This window comes from Ruegeria sp. F11 (genome assembly GCF_056533855.1).
In genome coordinates, this window is record NZ_JBQFOW010000002.1 from 224,005 (window position 1) to 239,176 (window position 15,172).

The window sequence follows — 15,172 nt, forward strand, 5'->3', positions numbered from 1 at the left end:
GAGGCCCGGACATCTTCCCAAAAGTTCAAGGACCAGAGAATATGGCCCCCAAAGTACTCGTATCTGACAAGCTCAGCGAAACCGCCGTGCAGATTTTCCGCGACCGCGGCATCGATGTGGATTTCATGCCCGATCTGGGCAAGGACAAAGACAAACTGGCTGAGGTGATCGGCCAGTATGACGGCCTTGCCATCCGCTCGGCCACCAAGGTGACGCCGACCATTCTGGAGAAAGCCGACAAGCTGAAGGTCATCGGTCGCGCCGGGATCGGAACGGACAATATCGACAAGGATGCGGCCAGCAAGAAGGGTGTGATCGTGATGAACACGCCCTATGGCAACATGATCACCACGGCTGAGCACGCTATCGCGATGATGTTCGCCGTGGCGCGGCAAATCCCCGAGGCCAGCGCCTCGACCCAGGCAGGCAAATGGGAAAAATCCAAGTTCATGGGGATTGAACTGACCAACAAGACCCTCGGCGTCATCGGGGCGGGCAATATCGGTGGCATCGTCTGCGAACGTGCTCTGGGGCTGAAGATGAAGGTCGTCGCCTACGATCCCTATCTTGGCGAGGAGAAAGCCGCACAAATGGGCGTGGAAAAGGTTGAGTTGGACGAATTGCTGGCCCGCGCCGATTTCATCACCCTGCACGTGCCACTGACCGATCAGACCCGCAACGTTCTGAGCCGCGAGAATTTGGCCAAGACCAAGAAAGGCGTGCGCATCGTCAATTGCGCCCGAGGCGGTTTGGTAGATGAAGAGGCGCTGGCCGAAATGCTGCAATCGGGTCACGTGGCCGGTGCGGCCTTTGATGTGTTCAGCGTAGAACCAGCCAATGAGAACCCGCTGTTCAACCTGCCCAACGTGGTCTGCACGCCTCACTTAGGTGCTGCAACGACCGAAGCGCAGGAAAACGTGGCGCTGCAGGTGGCCGAACAGATCTCGAACTATCTGCTGACCGGTGCCGTGGAAAACGCGCTGAACATGCCCAGCGTCACGGCGGAAGAGGCCAAGGTCATGGGCCCGTGGATCAAGCTTGCTGGCCATCTGGGCAGCTTTATCGGCCAGATGACGGATGAGCCGGTCAAGGCGATCAACATCCTCTATGATGGGGTGGCGGCTGAGATGAATCTGGCAGCGCTGAACTGTTCGGTGATCGCCGGGATCATGAAAAAGTTCAATCCCGAGGTGAACATGGTCTCGGCCCCCGTTGTCGCCAAAGAGCGCGGCATTCAGCTGTCGACCACCAATCAGGACAAGTCGGGCGCTTTTGAGGGCTACATCAAGGTCACCGTTGTCACCGACAAGCGTGAGCGGTCTATCGGCGGCACGGTGTTCAGTGATGGCAAGCCACGTTTTATCCAGATCAAAGGCATCAATATCGATGCCGAGATCGGTCGCCACATGCTCTATACCACCAACGAGGATGTGCCGGGCATCATCGGGGCGCTGGGGCAGACCATGGGCGAGAATGGCGTAAACATCGCCAACTTTACCCTTGGCCGCGCCGGAGCAGGCGGCGAGGCGATTGCCTTGCTCTATGTCGATGAACCCGTTCCCGCCGAGGCGCGGGCCAAGTTGGCGGAAACCGGTTTGTTTACCCAGATCAAGCCGCTGGAGTTTGATGTGGCCTGAGGGTCGCACATGTTGCTGACATTTGGACCCGGGCCGAGTTTGGCCCGGGTTTTTCATTTGTAGCGGCTGATCAGGTCAAACCTTCAGCCTGTTATGAAACTGTCCTTGTACGCGTCGCGCAGGGCGTTTTTCTGCACCTTGCCCATCGTGTTGCGGGGCAATTCGTCCAAGACGATCAGCTTGCGGGGATGCTTGAACCGGGCGAGGTCATTTTGAACCGAGGCCATGATGGCCTCAAGATCGGGGGTCTGGCCGGGTTGTGGCACGATGATACCCAGAACGGCCTCTCCGAAATCGGGATGGGGCACGCCGATTACGGCGCTTTCCAGAACGCCGGGCTGGTCGTCCAGCAGCAGTTCGATTTCTTTCGGATAAATGTTGAACCCGCCCGAGATGATCAGGTCCTTGCCCCGACCCACGATATGAACATAGCCGTCCTGATCCACGCGGCCCAGATCGCCGGTGATGAAGAACCCGTCTTCGCGCAGCTCGGCGGCGGTTTTCTCGGGCATCTGCCAGTAGCCGCTGAACACGTTGGGGCCGCGCACCTCAATCATGCCGATCTCGCCTTGGGGCAGGGGCTCACCGCTGTCGGGGTCGGTCACTTTCAACTCGACATCGGGCAGGGGCAGGCCAACCGTACCCGCGCGCCGGTCCCCGTCATAGGGGTTCGAGGTGTTCATGTTGGTTTCGGTCATCCCGTAGCGTTCCAGGATGCGATGACCTGTCCGCGCCTCGAACTGCTCATGGGTTTCCGCCAACAACGGGGCCGAGCCCGAGATGAACAGCCGCATATGACGCGCAAGGTCGGTGGTGAACCGCTCATCTCCCAGCAGGCGGGTGTAGAAGGTGGGAACCCCCATCATCGAGGTTGCCTGCGGCATCAGGCGCAGGATCGCGTCGAGGTCGAATTTCGGCAGGAAGATCATCGACCCGCCCGAGGCGAGGATCACGTTGGTCGCCACAAACAGCCCGTGAGTGTGAAAGATCGGCAAGGCGTGCAGCAGAACGTCGTCGCTTGTGAAGTGCCATTCGCGCACCAGCGTTTCCGCATTGGACAGCAGGTTGTCCTGCGTCAGCATCGCGCCCTTGGATCGCCCGGTGGTGCCCGAGGTATAGAGGAACGCGGCCAAATCATCCTCGGCTCGTCTGACCGGCTCGAAGGCTGGCAGCATGCCAAAGGCCCGGCGCATCAGGCTGCCTGAACCATCGGCGTTCAACGTCTCGAGCCGCGCGTTCTGGGCCTGCGCGATGGGTGCCAGACCGGCCTCGCTGGCCGCATCGCATACAACCAGCGCCGCGCCGCTGTTTTCGATGAAATAGGTCAGTTCCGCCGTCTTGTAGGCAGTGTTCAGCGGCAGAAAGATAAGTCCGGTCTGCGCGCAGGCGGCATAAAGCGCCAGCATCTCGGGGGATTTTTCGACCTGAACGGCAACCCGGTGGCCCGGTTCCAGTTCCAGCCCGGTCAGGGCGTTGGCGATGCGGGCGGCCATGTCCAGAAAATCGGAATGGGTCAGGATCTGGCCGTCTGGCAAATACAGGAACGGGGTGTCCTTACCCGCGTGGATGCCAAACAAACGATCATACAGCGGGTTGCTCATCCTGTTCCTCCTTGCGCTCAATCGCCTTGAATCTGGCTTGGAAACGCAGGGGGGTAAAGCCCCCGGATGGCACAATTTCAAGGCCGCATAGGCAAACCGGCACTGGCGAAAATGCTGCACCTGCGATATGCGCAAGTCAACTTGCCGGAGACTTGACATGTACGTTGCCACTTTGCTGACCAACCCCGCCGCGCCTTCGCTGGACGGTGCCCTGATCGAGTCGTTGCGGAACGCGTGGGGCGGGCAGGATATCGTCTGGCTGAACCCGGATGAGGCGGCTGAGTTTGCTTTGCCGGGCCTGCCGGACAACCGCTGGGATGTTTGGGCGGACCTGCAGCGGATGGGCGTCGATCTGGTGGTGCAGCCTGCCCAAGGGCGGCGGAAAAAGATGCTGCTGGCGGATATGGACAGCACCATGATCCAGCAGGAATGCATCGACGAACTGGCGGATGAAGCAGGCGTTGGCGATCGGGTCAAGGACATCACTGCGCGGGCTATGAATGGCGAGCTGGATTTCGAAGGCGCGCTGATCGAACGGGTCGGGCTGCTGAAAGGTCTGGACGAAGCGGTGATTGATCAGGTGCTGAACACACGGATCACTCTGATGCCCGGCGGGCGCGAACTGGTTGCCGCCATGCGCGCAAACGGAGGCTACGCTGCGCTGGTTTCAGGCGGGTTCACCGCCTTCACTGCGCGCGTTGCCGCGCTTTTGGGGTTCGATGAAAACCGGGCCAACACGTTATTGGTGGAAGACGGGCTGCTGACCGGCGACGTGCAGCGGCCCATTCTTGGGCGCGAGGCCAAAGTCGAGTCTCTGGAGCGTATCACCAAAAATCTGGGCCTGTCCGAGGCGGATGTGATTGCAGTTGGCGATGGGGCAAATGATCTGGGCATGCTGGGCCGCGCCGGAACCGGTGTTGCGCTACATGCCAAACCCTCAGTCGCGGCGCAATGTGATGTGCGGATCAACCACGGGGATTTGACAGCGCTGCTGTACCTGCAAGGTTACTCAAAGGCCGAGTTTCTGGGCTGAGCGCCCTCAGAACAGATCGAACCGCACCGGATTCTGCGCCCAGTAAACGCGGGCAGCCAATAGCAAACGTTCCTTGGGATCGTTCGCCGCCGCATAAGGAACCGGGACCCCGAATTTGGCGCTGATATTCTCCAGCGCGCTCAGCGTGGCCGGCCCGACCTGACCATCGACAGTCACGCTTTCACCCAGTTCATTCAGTGCCAGTTGCAACGCCCGGTCCAGATCGGAGCGCGAGATATTGTCCAATTGGGCTCTTGCCTGACCGGCGGGTTCTTCATTTGGCAGCAGCGCCGCTTTGGCTGCGCGCACCGCCGCATCCGCCGCACCGCGCTGGGGCACCTGCCCGTCCAGAATGATATAGGCCCCGTTCGCGCCGCCCCAGGCATCGCCGCGCGCCAGAGAGATATCGTACCACTCCAGCGCTTCGGTCCGGGTGCGGCCCTGCAACTGGTCGTTCAGGATCATGCGGGCGATACTGGCCGGGGCCGTCGGATGGCCGCCGTTCGAGGCGGCCAGAAAATACGCCTCGGCCTTGTCGAGATTGACGGGGTTGCCGCCAAGACCCAGCAGGGACACATAGGCCAGGTTGTCATAGCCATAGATATCCTTGCGCAGTTCCGAGGCGCGCAGATAGCGCATGCCGCGTTCGGGGATGTAGTGGTCCGAGTTTTCGCGCAGGAAATACAGGCCCAATTCGTTCATCGAATAGGTGTGGCCCAATTCCACCGAGCGTTCCAATAATTCAAAGCCGCGCTTTTTATCCTCGGCGGTCTCGCCTTCGCGCAGCAATTGTTTGCCAAGGCCGTGCATGGCAAACGGGTCTTTTTCCGACGCGGCCTCTTCCAAAAGGGCACGCGCCTTGTCCAGATCGCGCGGCGTTTTGGTAACGGCGCGGTCGATGCGGTCGGTCTGCAGCAGCGTTGCCAGCGCGTATTTTGCCCGGATATGACCGCCGTCCACGGCTTTTGAGATGCTGTCATACGCCCCGGCTATGTTGCCCGCCGCCTGTTGCAGGCGACCCAGCTGGTACAAAAACCGAGGGTTGTCGGGATCGTCTTCGACGGCTTTCGTACAGGCCGCCAAACCTTTGGAGACGTTCAATTCATTGGGCAGGCGAAACACACCGACACCGTTCAGGTCCAGCGCATCCCCGGCCTCCAGATCGCAGGCATTCATCTGAAGATTGAGCGAAACCTCAACATTCTGTTTTTTCTGATCCGCCGTTATCACCTCGACCGAGAAGGTGTCGGTGAATTGCAGATCACCCAATTCAGCGGCTCGCGCGTCGGTGATTTCCGGCGAGTATGTCAGGCCGTCGCTTGTCGATTGATCGCGGACGCTGACGACCCCCCGTTCGGGGTTTTCTACCAGCCGCAGGCCCCGGATGTCGCCTCCGAGCGTTTGCTCCAGGCTCTGGGACAGGGGGATGGACTTGTCGAACTGATAGCTGAGGTTGAGCGATTGCGGCGCGCCTTCCTGCACCTGGCCGTCCTCAACCTCGACCTGTTGTTGCGCCAGATAGAACGGACGCACCAGGGTCGAGCTTTCCCAGGGAATTTGCTGTCCCTGGGTCGAGCTGTGGACCCGTTCCCGGATCACCGGGAACAGTTGTTGAATGTTTTCGAAAGGCGAGGATTGAGCCGTCTCCAGAACCGCCGCCGTATAGGGGCTGTTCTGGCCCGTCTCGCCATCGCTGGCCACCGCACCGGGTGAGGTCGAATAGGCCACAAGAGAGTTCAAGGGTGTCTTGAATACGTCGAACCCTTCGCGGGTTTCGAACAGGTTGGCATCCAGATCGGCGGCCAGCCTGAGGTCCTGAAAGGGGTTGTCGCGGCAGGAGTCCAGAATAGCGACATGGGCCGAACTGCGTGCCGACAAGGTGTCGATCACACGGTCCAGCGTCATGGTCGCCAGCGGGACATCATAGACGCTTTCAAATTTGGCATCCACGGGCAGCAGATAGTTTCGCCGCCCGATCTGAATGCCGTGGCCCGCATAATAAAACAGCACATCCGCCGAGTCGGGGATGTTCAGAACGGCAGTTCTGATCAACTCCTCAAACTCACGTTTGCCAAGGTCATAGCCATCGAAAACCCGGAAGTTGAAGCCACGCAACATCTCGGCGATGTCTTCGGCGTCTTTGCGGGCGTTGGTCAGGTCGCCGACATTTGCGTAGTCCTGATTGCCGATGACGATGGCGATCCGGTTGGCAGGGAAGGATGTGTCGCTGTTTGCGACCGCCATCTGCGCGGTGAAAACGCCTGCGCTCAGAAGAACTGCGGCAAACCTTGTGCGCAGATGGCCGTGTCTGGATTTACGCCCGAGACGTGACATGTTTTGACCCTTTCAGATCAACCCCAGCTATCGCCGCCGCCACCGCCGGAGCCACCACCGCCGCCGCCGGAACCGCCTCCGCCACCGCCAGAACCTCCGCCGCCGTCCGAGCCGCCACCGCCGCCTTCGCCGCGATCGGCTTCACCGCCGCTTTGCGTTGTATTGGAAGATGAAGAACTGGACGTTGTGGAACTGCCTGAGCTTGCAGACGTTGTCGATGACGTGGTTGCAGCCGCCTGCTGCGGAACCTCTGCCGCAGGTTCAGCGGTTTCTGTCTGTGACCAGGGCGACGTGCAACCGGCAACAGTAACGGTACATAAAACAAATAATGAAATGGTCGCACAACGCATCTCAAGCCTCCTCAACACTAAACTAATACAATTAAACATGCACATATGATCCTACTGTGCGTCCGTGACGCTTGTCCATCAAAGTTTGAATTTCTGGCTCCTGTCAGTGAACTAAATCCCTTAGGCGCTGTGACGGCGTGGAAAAAACGGGCTTTCCATCATTTAACGTAGATGTTAAATATTGAGCATGGCGGATTTATTGAACACATTTTCGGCGCTCTCGGATGCCACGCGGTTCTCGATTGTCGAACAGCTGATGGAACAGGGCGAACTGCCCGCTGGCGACCTGATCGAAGGCAAAGGCATGTCGGGCGCGGCCATTTCGCGTCATCTGAAAATCCTGCGCAATGCAGGGCTGGTCCGGCAGCGGGTGCAGGGCGCGCAGCGGATGTATTCAATTCAACCCGACGGTCTGCGCGCGATTGCCGAATGGACGATTTCGAAACGGCAGTTCTGGGACAGCAGCCTTGATCGTCTGGGGGATATACTGGAAAGGGAAAACTCATGGCCGACCTAAAGCTGGAGCGGGAGTTTCCCGTCCCCCCCGAAACTCTGTTTGCATGGGTCAGCGACGGGGCCAAGCTGTTGCAATGGTGGGGTCCCGAGGGCGTGCATGTGCCCGAGCATGATCTGGATTTCTCGCGCCTTGGCCCGTGGTATTCGGTGATGGAAAACGGCGAAGGCCAGCGGTTCAAGGTCTCGGGCCATGTCACCCATATCGATCCGCCCAATTCAGTTGGCTTCACCTGGGCCTGGCATGACGATCAGGACCAGCGCGGCGCGGAAAGCCATGTAGTCTTTACGGTCACGCCCTCGGGCACGGGGTCGCGGCTCGTGCTGGATCACCGCGATCTGGCCGATGCCGAGGCCGCGGCGAACCACAATCAGGGCTGGACCTCTTCTCTGCGCAAGCTGGAGGTTGCGGCAAAATAGATTTTCAACAAGGAGGACTGAAATGCCCCAATATTTGTTTGTGTATCACGGCGGCCACACCCCAACCGACCCCGCCGAAGTTGAAGCCACCATGGCCGCCTGGGGTGCATGGTTTGGCGGTATGGGCGATGCGCTCGACATTCCCGGCAATCCGGTGGGCCAGTCCTATACGGTCAGCAGCACCGGAGTCGTCGACAATGGCGGCGCGAACCCGGCTTCGGGCTTTACGGTGATCAAGGCCGAAAGCATCGAGGCCGCGACCGAGATGGCCAAGGGCTGTCCGATGGTTCTGAACGGGTCCGGCTCGGTCGAAGTGGCCGAGGTGCATGAGATCGAGATGTGATCCTTAACCGGGGAACCCCGGCGCCGGCTTGATCACGCCGCATTCCAGCCCGCGACGGCTGTATTGCGTGGCGTTCATGAATTTTTTGGTGGCCGGGTGATCGGCCTTGAGCACGCCGAGGCTGACCAGAATGGCAGCAATGGCGCATTCGCTGGCGCGGGTGGTGCCATCGGTTATTTTCAGAGCAATGCCCAGGCGTTTTTCAGGCAGGATGGCGACAAAAACCGCTTCGGCCCCGGTCTTGATCGCGGCACGGCCTTGCATGGCGCGCATCAACTCGGTGCAGGCGCGGGTTTCGCCTGCGACCAGTTCCGGGTGTTTGATCATCGCCGCCGTCAGTTGCTGCGCCGCATCGCTGGCCCGGTCCGACCGGTCGGCGGCCGAGGCAAACCACGCCATCGACCGCGCCAGCCCAACCAGAGAGGTCGCGAAATTCGGGGCTGAGCAGCCGTCGATCCCATAGGCGGGACTGGTCTCGCCGGTGGTTTCTTCGATGGCGGACAGGCAGGCCTGTTGGACCGGGTGGTCGATCTCAAGATATTCCGGCCCCGCGCCCATATGCTGCGCGACGGTCAGGAACCCGCAATGTTTGCCCGAACAGTTGTTATGAAGCTGACAGGGCGTGTCATCGGCCAGAATCAACCCATCCCGCGCGGCCATATCCTGTGGTTCCTGCGGGCCGCAGCGCAGATCGGGTTCGCCCAGTCCAAGGTGATCCAGCCAGGCAGACACGCGGTCGGTGTGGATATGCGCCCCGTTATGCGAGGCGCAGGCCAGCGCCAGATGCTCGCTGTTCAGCCCGTATTTCGCTGCCGCGCCCGAGGTGATCAGCGGCAGCCCCTGAATCATCTTGGCCGAGGACCTTGGATAGATCACTGCATTCGGGTCGCCCCAGCTGCGCACGATCTGGCCGGTGTCGTCGCAGATCACCGCATGACCCAGATGCAGGCTTTCCAGCAAAGGTCCGCGCCACAGTTCTGTCATTGCTACGGGCTGCGTCATCTGGACCTCCGGATTTATGCGCAAAATTCTGCCAATCGCCCTTTCGCCTGTGGCGAAACCTGCGTTAGTGTGTGTATGTCGGCAATCATCGGAATGCGCAATGTTATAGACGAACCGGCAGGGTTCGCGGGGCGTTTCGATGGGTATGAGGTATAGGTCGAGCTAGGAGGCTGGACAGATGGGATCAAAGCTCGTTCGCGTGATCGCGGGCTTTTGTATGGCAGGGATGGCCACAACTGCGCTCGCTCAACAGGCGACAAGCACCAACCGTGTGGCGGCAAAGACGGATTGGAGCGTTTTTGTCGAAGATGATCCCACCGAATGCTGGAGCGTTTCAGCCCCCAAGGAAACCGTGAACACCCGCGGCGGTCGCGTGGTCTCGGTCCGGCGCAGCGATATCTTGCTGTTCGTGTTCTACCGCCCCAATGCCGAGGTCAAAGGTCAGGTGACTTTTACCGGCGGTTATCCCTTTGCGCCCGGGTCCACCGTGAACCTGACCGTTGACGGCAGTGAGTTCGAACTGTTCACCGAAGGCGAGTGGGCGTGGCCCGCAACCGCTGCAGACGATGCCAAGATCGTCACCGCCATGAAACGTGGGACCGAGGCGGTTTTGACCGCGCGATCCGAACGTGGTACGCAGACCAAAGACACATTCTCGCTGCTGGGGTTCACCGCAGCCATTGAGGATGCGGAAACGCGCTGTACCAACTAAGCGCGCTGCAGACCGCAAGTGGCCCCGTCGGTTGGCGGGGCTTTTTCTATGTGACGCACGATTCCTTTTGATCTTTACGGATGTTCCTATATAGAGGCGCATCCCAAGCCAGAATCCGTTGAGATAGCCCTATGTCGCCCAAAGCGCCGATCACGCAAGATGTCCTGACCCTCCCCCGCAAACTGTCCGAGGGGAAGATCAACCTTGTCGGTTTGACCCGTGATCAGTTGCGCGCGGCGTTGATTGAGCATGGTACGCCCGAGAAACAGGCCAAGATGCGCACCGGGCAGATCTGGCAGTGGATTTACCAGTGGGGCGTGCGCGATTTTGCGCAGATGACCAATCTGGCCAAGGCCTATCGTGCGCAACTGGCTGAAAGCTTTGTCATCGAAATCCCCGAGGTTGTGACGCGCCAGGTCTCTGAGGACGGCACCCGCAAATACCTGTGCCGCATCGCGGGTGGGCATGAGGTCGAGGTCGTCTATATCCCCGAAGAAGATCGCGGCACGCTGTGTATCTCATCGCAAGTGGGCTGCACGCTGACCTGTTCGTTCTGCCATACAGGCACCCAGAAACTGGTACGTAACCTGACGGCGGCGGAAATCGTCGGGCAGGTGATGATGGCCCGAGACGATCTTGAGGAATGGCCCACCCCAGGCGCGCCCAAGGATGAAACGCGCCTGCTGTCGAACATCGTTCTGATGGGCATGGGGGAGCCGCTTTATAATTTCGAAAACGTGCGTGACGCGATGAAGATCGCGATGGACCCTGAGGGGATTTCCTTGTCCCGTCGACGGATTACCCTGTCGACATCTGGCGTGGTGCCTGAGATTGCGCGCACGGCGGAAGAAATCGGCTGCCTGCTGGCGATCTCGTTCCATGCGACGACCGACGAAACCCGCGATGTGCTGGTTCCGATCAATAAGCGCTGGAATATCGAGGAACTGCTGGGGGCGCTGGCAAGTTATCCCAATGCCTCGAACTCGGAACGGATCACGTTCGAATATGTGATGCTGGACGGCGTGAATGACAGCGACGAGGATGCGCACCGTCTGATCGCCCATATCAAGCGCCACAATATTCCAGCCAAGATCAACCTGATCCCGTTCAACGAATGGCCCGGCGCGCCCTATAAGCGCAGTTCGAACAACCGCATCCGGGCGTTTGCCAATATCATCTATCAGGCGGGCTATGCCTCACCCATCCGCAAGACGCGGGGCGAGGATATCATGGCCGCCTGCGGTCAGTTGAAATCGGCCACGGAACGTGCCCGGAAATCGCGCAAACAGATCGAATCCGAGGCCGGTCTAAACCCATAGCCGGTTCAAACCTGCTACGGCTGTAAACTTAATGTTTATGCCGCTTTTTTTTGTATGCACAATTTAGTATGTTTGCGACAGGCCGGACCCGGTTTTTTGGGGGGCTCACCTTTGTGCACAAACGGGTGAGGCTTCGGGTCGGCATATGGAATGATTTTTCCTGACCGCTACCATGTATTCGGCTCGGTAAGCGGCGTGAAGGCAAACTGTTTTTAGGTGGGCCAATATTATGATTAATGACATTCGGCAGAGTCTCAAATCTGCAGCGGCGGCTTTGATCTGCCTTTCCCTACTGGCCGCAGGGTCAGCGGCGCAAGAGCAGGACGCACATCTCGCTATCGAAAATCCTGCAGACCTGACCAAGGAGGAAGCACGGGCACATTACCGCTCGCTCGCGCGGCGCATGGCGCGGGGGTACGCGGCGGCGCAGTTGGACCTGATCCGGAACTATCAGAACTGGCCGCTGTTCAACGATGCGCCCTATATCTCGGCCACACACGGGCAGCGGTTCGTGAACAGCTATGCCAACCGGATGGCGCATAACTACGGCACGCTGCAGCCGGGTGAGGAACTGCCCAAAGGGTCGGTTCTGGCCAAGGACAGCATGACGGTCACGGACGAAGGACGTGTCCATCCCGGTGCGATGTTCATCATGGAGAAACTTGCGGACGGGGCCAGCCCCGAAACGGCAGACTGGCGTTACATCATGGTGCTGCCGGACGGGTCCCTGTTCGGCGACACGATGGGCGCGCGGTCCGGGGCGGTGGCCTATTGCCACGTGTGCCACGAAGCGGTCGCGGACCGGGACTATACTTTCTTCGTTCCCGAAGAATTTGCGGTCACAGAGTAATTTAGACTGCAGCGTCCGGCAGTTTCAAAGCCGTCGCCTCGCTGCGGCTAAGCTGTTCGCCCTGTTTGCGTTTCGAAAGCGCCTCGCGCGCGAGGGCGTATTTGTCGTCCTGCCAGAAGATCAGACAGCCGTTGCAACCCTTGCCGCAGCACCCCTCGGTGCCGATGCGATTGGTCTTGAAGCGACGTTTGTTGCCGTCCTCGCCGATCTTTTCCACCAGCGCGTCGCGGCGGCGGGCATAGGCTTTGGGATTGTCACGGCCCGAGGTTTCAAGCCCCTGCACCAGCTTGTCAAAGCGGATGCGGCTCCAGTGTTCGTCGGTCAGCGCGCGCTCCTTGCGCAGCACCGAATAGACCGGGAAGCGGGCGCGCAGATCGTCCGGGTCCTCGTGATCGAACAGGGTGAAGGGCAGACGGATCACGGTTTTTGTGCTGCCATGCACCACCTCTAGCCGTGCGCTGTCATGGGCCCGTTCGAAATCGTAGACCCGCAGCAGAACCGTCTCACGCGAGATGGGCGAGACGAAATCCAGCACATCACCCGGTTCCAGCTTGTTCTTCACCTCGACCAGAAAGGCGTCCTTAGTCACCTCGGTGACGATCCCGGCATATTCCCACTGCGCGATGGCCGCGGTGTGTTCGTAATCATGGGCATAATTGGTCAGCCGCCCTTCGTGGAAAGCCAGCGTATAGCCGCGGTTCCCGACGGTTTCGAGTTCCCGCATGTAAGGCTTGGGGTCCCAGTTCTCGGGGTCCGTATGATAATCGTCGATGGCCATCCGGTAGGCCCGGGCGACGATGGCGGCGTAATATTCCGACTTCCCGCGCCCTTCGACTTTGAGGCTATCGACGCCGATCTTCAGGTACTCATCAAGCTTGGGCATGATGCACAGATCGCGGGAGTTGAGGATATACGAGCCGCGATCATCCTCTTCGATGGGCATCAGATCACCGGGGCGGCAGCCCTCTTCCAGCAGAAACTCGAACAGATCGGCGTTTTCGTCTGTGATGCGCAGCTCCTGATGGGTTCCGTCCTTGAGGCGCAGCTTTAGCCCATAGTTCCAGCGGCAGGAATTGGCGCAGTTGCCCTGATTGGCGCCACGCTCGGCCATGAAATTCGACAGCAGGCAGCGGCCCGAATAGGTCATGCACATGGCCCCGTGTACGAAAGCCTCAAGCTTGATGTCGGGGCATTTTTCGCGGATCTCGACCAGTTCGGGATAGGACACCTCACGGGCTAGAACCACCAGCTCGGCCCCCTGATCCTGCCAGAATTTCACCGATAGCCACGAACAGATATTGGCCTGCGTCGATATATGCAGCGGCAGTTCCGGTGCGCGTTCGCGGACATATTGGAACACACCGGGGTCGGCGATGATCAGGCCGTCGGGTTTCACCTTGCGGACGGTATCAATGTATTCGTCCAGCTTCGGGATATCCTTGTTGTGCGAGAACAGGTTCAGCGTCAGATAGGCGCGCCGGCCATGGCTGTGGCAGAATTCGACCCCTTCGATCACCTCTTCCAGCGAGAACTCGGATTTCGTGCGCAGCGACATATCGGGCGTGCCCAGATACACGGCGTCGGCCCCATAGAGGATGGCGAGTTTCAGCTTGCGCAGATTGCCCGCAGGCATCAGCAATTCGGATCGGGACTGGGTCATGGGACTACCGGGCATTGGATCAAGCGCGCCTTCTACGCCAAATCCCTCGCCGTCAAAACCCCGTCAGCTGCGACGGAACCGCGCTGTGCCGATGACCTCGATCAGCTGCTGGCGCACGGGTTCCGGTTGCGCCTCGACCGCGTTCAACACCTCGCGCAACTCGGCGCGCAGCCCGTGCATTTGATCAATGAGAGAGATCATCATCGACAACGCATCGGCCTCCATGTCGTATTGGTCATGCAACTCGCAGGCCAGTTCCAGGCGGGCAACGTCGATCCGTTGATAAACCAGCCCATCATCTGATTGCTCGGGGATCACGATCTCGGCGGCCAGATATTCGGTCAACCGGTCCGAGGTCAGGCGGGCGACGGTTTCGATCAGTTGTTTCTCGGTCAGGCTCATGACGGCATTCCTTTCCGCGGATCATAGCGGTGGCTCTCGCGCCATGTCTCCATGAACTGTTTCAGGTCGCCATCCACCGTGTCGGGCAGGGTGACGGTCAGTTCGATCAACTGATCCCCGCGTTCGGATGAGCCGCGTTTCTTGACCCCTTTGCCCCGCAGGCGCAGGGTTTTGCCGCTGCTCGTGCCCGCCGGAACGGTGACGTTGACGCCGCCGTCGATGGTTGGGGCGTGCACTTTTCCGCCCAGCACAGCCTCATCAATCGTGATCGGCAGCGTGATATGAATATCATCCCCCTGCCGGTCGAATACGGGGTGATCTGTGACCGAGATCGTGACCAGCGCATCCCCCGGCGGCCCCTCACCATAGCCCGGAGCGCCCTTGCCTCGCAGACGGATGGTCTGGCCCGAGGTGATGCCGGCCGGAATTTTCACCTCGATCCGGTTTCCGTCTGGCAGGGTCAGCTTTTGACTGGCTCCGAAAACCGCATCCAGAAAGCTGATCTGCAGGGAATAGTTCAGGTTGTGCCCCGGCGCGTGGAATTCGTGCGTGCGCTGGCCGTATCCGCCACGACCTCGCATGAACTCGGCAAAGATGTCCGACATATCGTCGGGGTCCGCCGCCCGTCCGCGATAGGGGTTCCCTGCGGCCTCGGCGTATTCGCGGTAATATTGCTGCTGAGGGCGTTCCTGACCCGAGTCGTCGATCTCGCCCCTGTCATACTGTGCCCGCTTCTCAGGGTCTTTCAGCAGGTCATAGGCCGCGGCTGCGGCTTTGAACTTCGCTTCGGCCTCGGCATCGCCCGGTTTCAAATCCGGATGACACTCCTTGGCGATGCGCCGATAGGCTTTCTTGATATCGGCGTCACTGGCGTCTTTGGCGACGCCGAGGACGGAATAGGGATCGTCGCTCATCTCACCTCTCGTCGATGGGGAAAGGGCTTCTCCTGATGAAGGTGTTTTATCATGTGATTTCAACAGGTCAAAATGAGAGCGC

15 protein-coding genes are annotated in these 15,172 nt (G+C 59.8%); 8 read left to right on the forward strand and 7 right to left on the reverse strand.

The features are described 5' to 3' along the window. Nucleotides 1-41 precede the first annotated feature (41 nt). On the forward strand, nt 42-1,637 hold the full coding sequence (gene serA / locus ACR0NJ_RS03630; RefSeq protein ID WP_480815768.1) for a phosphoglycerate dehydrogenase: 1,596 nt from the start codon (nt 42-44) through the stop codon (nt 1,635-1,637). Nucleotides 1,638-1,720: 83 nt separating this feature from the next. On the opposite strand, the gene ACR0NJ_RS03635 is transcribed toward serA, so the two are convergent. After that, nucleotides 1,721-3,238, reverse strand: coding sequence for a malonate--CoA ligase (locus ACR0NJ_RS03635; protein ID WP_480815769.1), 1,518 nt, complete (start codon nt 3,236-3,238; stop codon nt 1,721-1,723). Between the two features lie 157 nt (nt 3,239-3,395). Here ACR0NJ_RS03635 and serB point away from each other — a divergent pair, with 157 nt between their 5' ends. Beyond that, on the forward strand, nt 3,396-4,271 hold the full coding sequence (gene serB, locus ACR0NJ_RS03640; protein ID WP_480815770.1) for a phosphoserine phosphatase SerB: 876 nt from the start codon (nt 3,396-3,398) through the stop codon (nt 4,269-4,271). A gap of 6 nt (nt 4,272-4,277) precedes the next feature. Here serB and ACR0NJ_RS03645 read toward each other — a convergent pair whose 3' ends face one another. Then, entirely contained in the window at nt 4,278-6,605 is a 2,328-nt protein-coding gene (locus ACR0NJ_RS03645) for a caspase family protein (RefSeq protein ID WP_480815771.1), read from the reverse strand. Then, on the reverse strand, nt 6,586-6,750 hold the full coding sequence (locus tag ACR0NJ_RS03650; protein ID WP_480815772.1) for a hypothetical protein: 165 nt from the start codon (nt 6,748-6,750) through the stop codon (nt 6,586-6,588). Before ACR0NJ_RS03650 ends, ACR0NJ_RS03645 begins: the two co-directional genes overlap by 20 nt. Before the next feature lie 392 nt (nt 6,751-7,142). On the opposite strand from ACR0NJ_RS03650, the gene ACR0NJ_RS03655 reads away from it, so the two are divergent. From ACR0NJ_RS03655 to ACR0NJ_RS03665, 3 genes are read left to right on the forward strand one after another with little or no spacing between them, the layout of a single operon-like run. After that, the gene (locus ACR0NJ_RS03655; protein WP_480815773.1) at nt 7,143-7,472 is read left to right on the forward strand and encodes an ArsR/SmtB family transcription factor; all 330 of its coding nucleotides are present in this window, start codon (nt 7,143-7,145) and stop codon (nt 7,470-7,472) included. Beyond that, nucleotides 7,460-7,888, forward strand: a complete 429-nt coding sequence (locus tag ACR0NJ_RS03660; RefSeq protein WP_480815774.1) for an SRPBCC family protein — start codon at nt 7,460-7,462, stop codon at nt 7,886-7,888. The genes ACR0NJ_RS03655 and ACR0NJ_RS03660 overlap by 13 nt, the downstream gene beginning before the upstream one ends. Before the next feature lie 22 nt (nt 7,889-7,910). Next, nucleotides 7,911-8,231 carry a YciI family protein gene (locus ACR0NJ_RS03665; RefSeq protein ID WP_480815775.1) on the forward strand — a complete coding sequence of 107 codons (321 nt, stop codon included), beginning with the start codon at nt 7,911-7,913 and terminating at the stop codon, nt 8,229-8,231. A gap of 3 nt (nt 8,232-8,234) precedes the next feature. Here ACR0NJ_RS03665 and ACR0NJ_RS03670 read toward each other — a convergent pair whose 3' ends face one another. Beyond that, nucleotides 8,235-9,233 (reverse strand): asparaginase, encoded by a 999-nt coding sequence (locus ACR0NJ_RS03670; RefSeq protein ID WP_480815776.1) that lies wholly within the window; start codon nt 9,231-9,233, stop codon nt 8,235-8,237. Nucleotides 9,234-9,411: 178 nt separating this feature from the next. Here ACR0NJ_RS03670 and ACR0NJ_RS03675 point away from each other — a divergent pair, with 178 nt between their 5' ends. The 3 genes from ACR0NJ_RS03675 to ACR0NJ_RS03685 all read left to right on the forward strand — a co-directional run bounded on the left by ACR0NJ_RS03675 (nt 9,412) and on the right by ACR0NJ_RS03685 (nt 12,114). Continuing rightward, nucleotides 9,412-9,945, forward strand: coding sequence for an invasion associated locus B family protein (locus ACR0NJ_RS03675; protein ID WP_480815777.1), 534 nt, complete (start codon nt 9,412-9,414; stop codon nt 9,943-9,945). Nucleotides 9,946-10,076: 131 nt separating this feature from the next. Continuing rightward, nucleotides 10,077-11,264, forward strand: a complete 1,188-nt coding sequence (gene rlmN / locus ACR0NJ_RS03680; protein WP_480815778.1) for a dual-specificity RNA methyltransferase RlmN — start codon at nt 10,077-10,079, stop codon at nt 11,262-11,264. A 229-nt stretch (nt 11,265-11,493) separates the two neighbouring features. Next, entirely contained in the window at nt 11,494-12,114 is a 621-nt protein-coding gene (locus tag ACR0NJ_RS03685; protein ID WP_480815779.1) for a cytochrome P460 family protein, read from the forward strand. A 1-nt stretch (nt 12,115) separates the two neighbouring features. Here the strand turns inward: ACR0NJ_RS03685 and ACR0NJ_RS03690 are convergent, their stop codons facing one another. The 3 genes from ACR0NJ_RS03690 to ACR0NJ_RS03700 all read right to left on the reverse strand — a co-directional run bounded on the left by ACR0NJ_RS03690 (nt 12,116) and on the right by ACR0NJ_RS03700 (nt 15,090). After that, entirely contained in the window at nt 12,116-13,774 is a 1,659-nt protein-coding gene (locus ACR0NJ_RS03690; protein WP_480815780.1) for a U32 family peptidase, read from the reverse strand. Between the two features lie 63 nt (nt 13,775-13,837). Next, nucleotides 13,838-14,176: a hypothetical protein gene (locus ACR0NJ_RS03695; protein ID WP_480815781.1), complete on the reverse strand. Its 339-nt coding sequence runs from the start codon at nt 14,174-14,176 to the stop codon at nt 13,838-13,840. Continuing rightward, nucleotides 14,173-15,090, reverse strand: coding sequence for a DnaJ C-terminal domain-containing protein (locus tag ACR0NJ_RS03700; RefSeq protein ID WP_480815782.1), 918 nt, complete (start codon nt 15,088-15,090; stop codon nt 14,173-14,175). The genes ACR0NJ_RS03695 and ACR0NJ_RS03700 overlap by 4 nt, the downstream gene beginning before the upstream one ends. Between the last annotated feature and the right edge of the window lie 82 nt (nt 15,091-15,172).

What these genes read in the sequence shown, in the direction of transcription:
- ACR0NJ_RS03695 (WP_480815781.1), bottom strand. Translation starts at nt 14,176, where the DNA reads ATGAGCCTGACCGAGAAACAACTGATCGAAACCGTCGCCCGCCTGACC.
- ACR0NJ_RS03670 (WP_480815776.1), bottom strand. Translation starts at nt 9,233, where the DNA reads ATGACGCAGCCCGTAGCAATGACAGAACTGTGGCGCGGACCTTTGCTG.
- ACR0NJ_RS03675 (WP_480815777.1), top strand. Translation starts at nt 9,412, where the DNA reads ATGGGATCAAAGCTCGTTCGCGTGATCGCGGGCTTTTGTATGGCAGGG.
- ACR0NJ_RS03645 (WP_480815771.1), bottom strand. Translation starts at nt 6,605, where the DNA reads ATGTCACGTCTCGGGCGTAAATCCAGACACGGCCATCTGCGCACAAGG.
- ACR0NJ_RS03665 (WP_480815775.1), top strand. Translation starts at nt 7,911, where the DNA reads ATGCCCCAATATTTGTTTGTGTATCACGGCGGCCACACCCCAACCGAC.
- ACR0NJ_RS03660 (WP_480815774.1), top strand. Translation starts at nt 7,460, where the DNA reads ATGGCCGACCTAAAGCTGGAGCGGGAGTTTCCCGTCCCCCCCGAAACT.
- serB (WP_480815770.1), top strand. Translation starts at nt 3,396, where the DNA reads ATGTACGTTGCCACTTTGCTGACCAACCCCGCCGCGCCTTCGCTGGAC.
- ACR0NJ_RS03655 (WP_480815773.1), top strand. Translation starts at nt 7,143, where the DNA reads ATGGCGGATTTATTGAACACATTTTCGGCGCTCTCGGATGCCACGCGG.
- serA (WP_480815768.1), top strand. Translation starts at nt 42, where the DNA reads ATGGCCCCCAAAGTACTCGTATCTGACAAGCTCAGCGAAACCGCCGTG.
- ACR0NJ_RS03685 (WP_480815779.1), top strand. Translation starts at nt 11,494, where the DNA reads ATGATTAATGACATTCGGCAGAGTCTCAAATCTGCAGCGGCGGCTTTG.
- rlmN (WP_480815778.1), top strand. Translation starts at nt 10,077, where the DNA reads ATGTCGCCCAAAGCGCCGATCACGCAAGATGTCCTGACCCTCCCCCGC.
- ACR0NJ_RS03700 (WP_480815782.1), bottom strand. Translation starts at nt 15,090, where the DNA reads ATGAGCGACGATCCCTATTCCGTCCTCGGCGTCGCCAAAGACGCCAGT.
- ACR0NJ_RS03635 (WP_480815769.1), bottom strand. Translation starts at nt 3,238, where the DNA reads ATGAGCAACCCGCTGTATGATCGTTTGTTTGGCATCCACGCGGGTAAG.
- ACR0NJ_RS03690 (WP_480815780.1), bottom strand. Translation starts at nt 13,774, where the DNA reads ATGACCCAGTCCCGATCCGAATTGCTGATGCCTGCGGGCAATCTGCGC.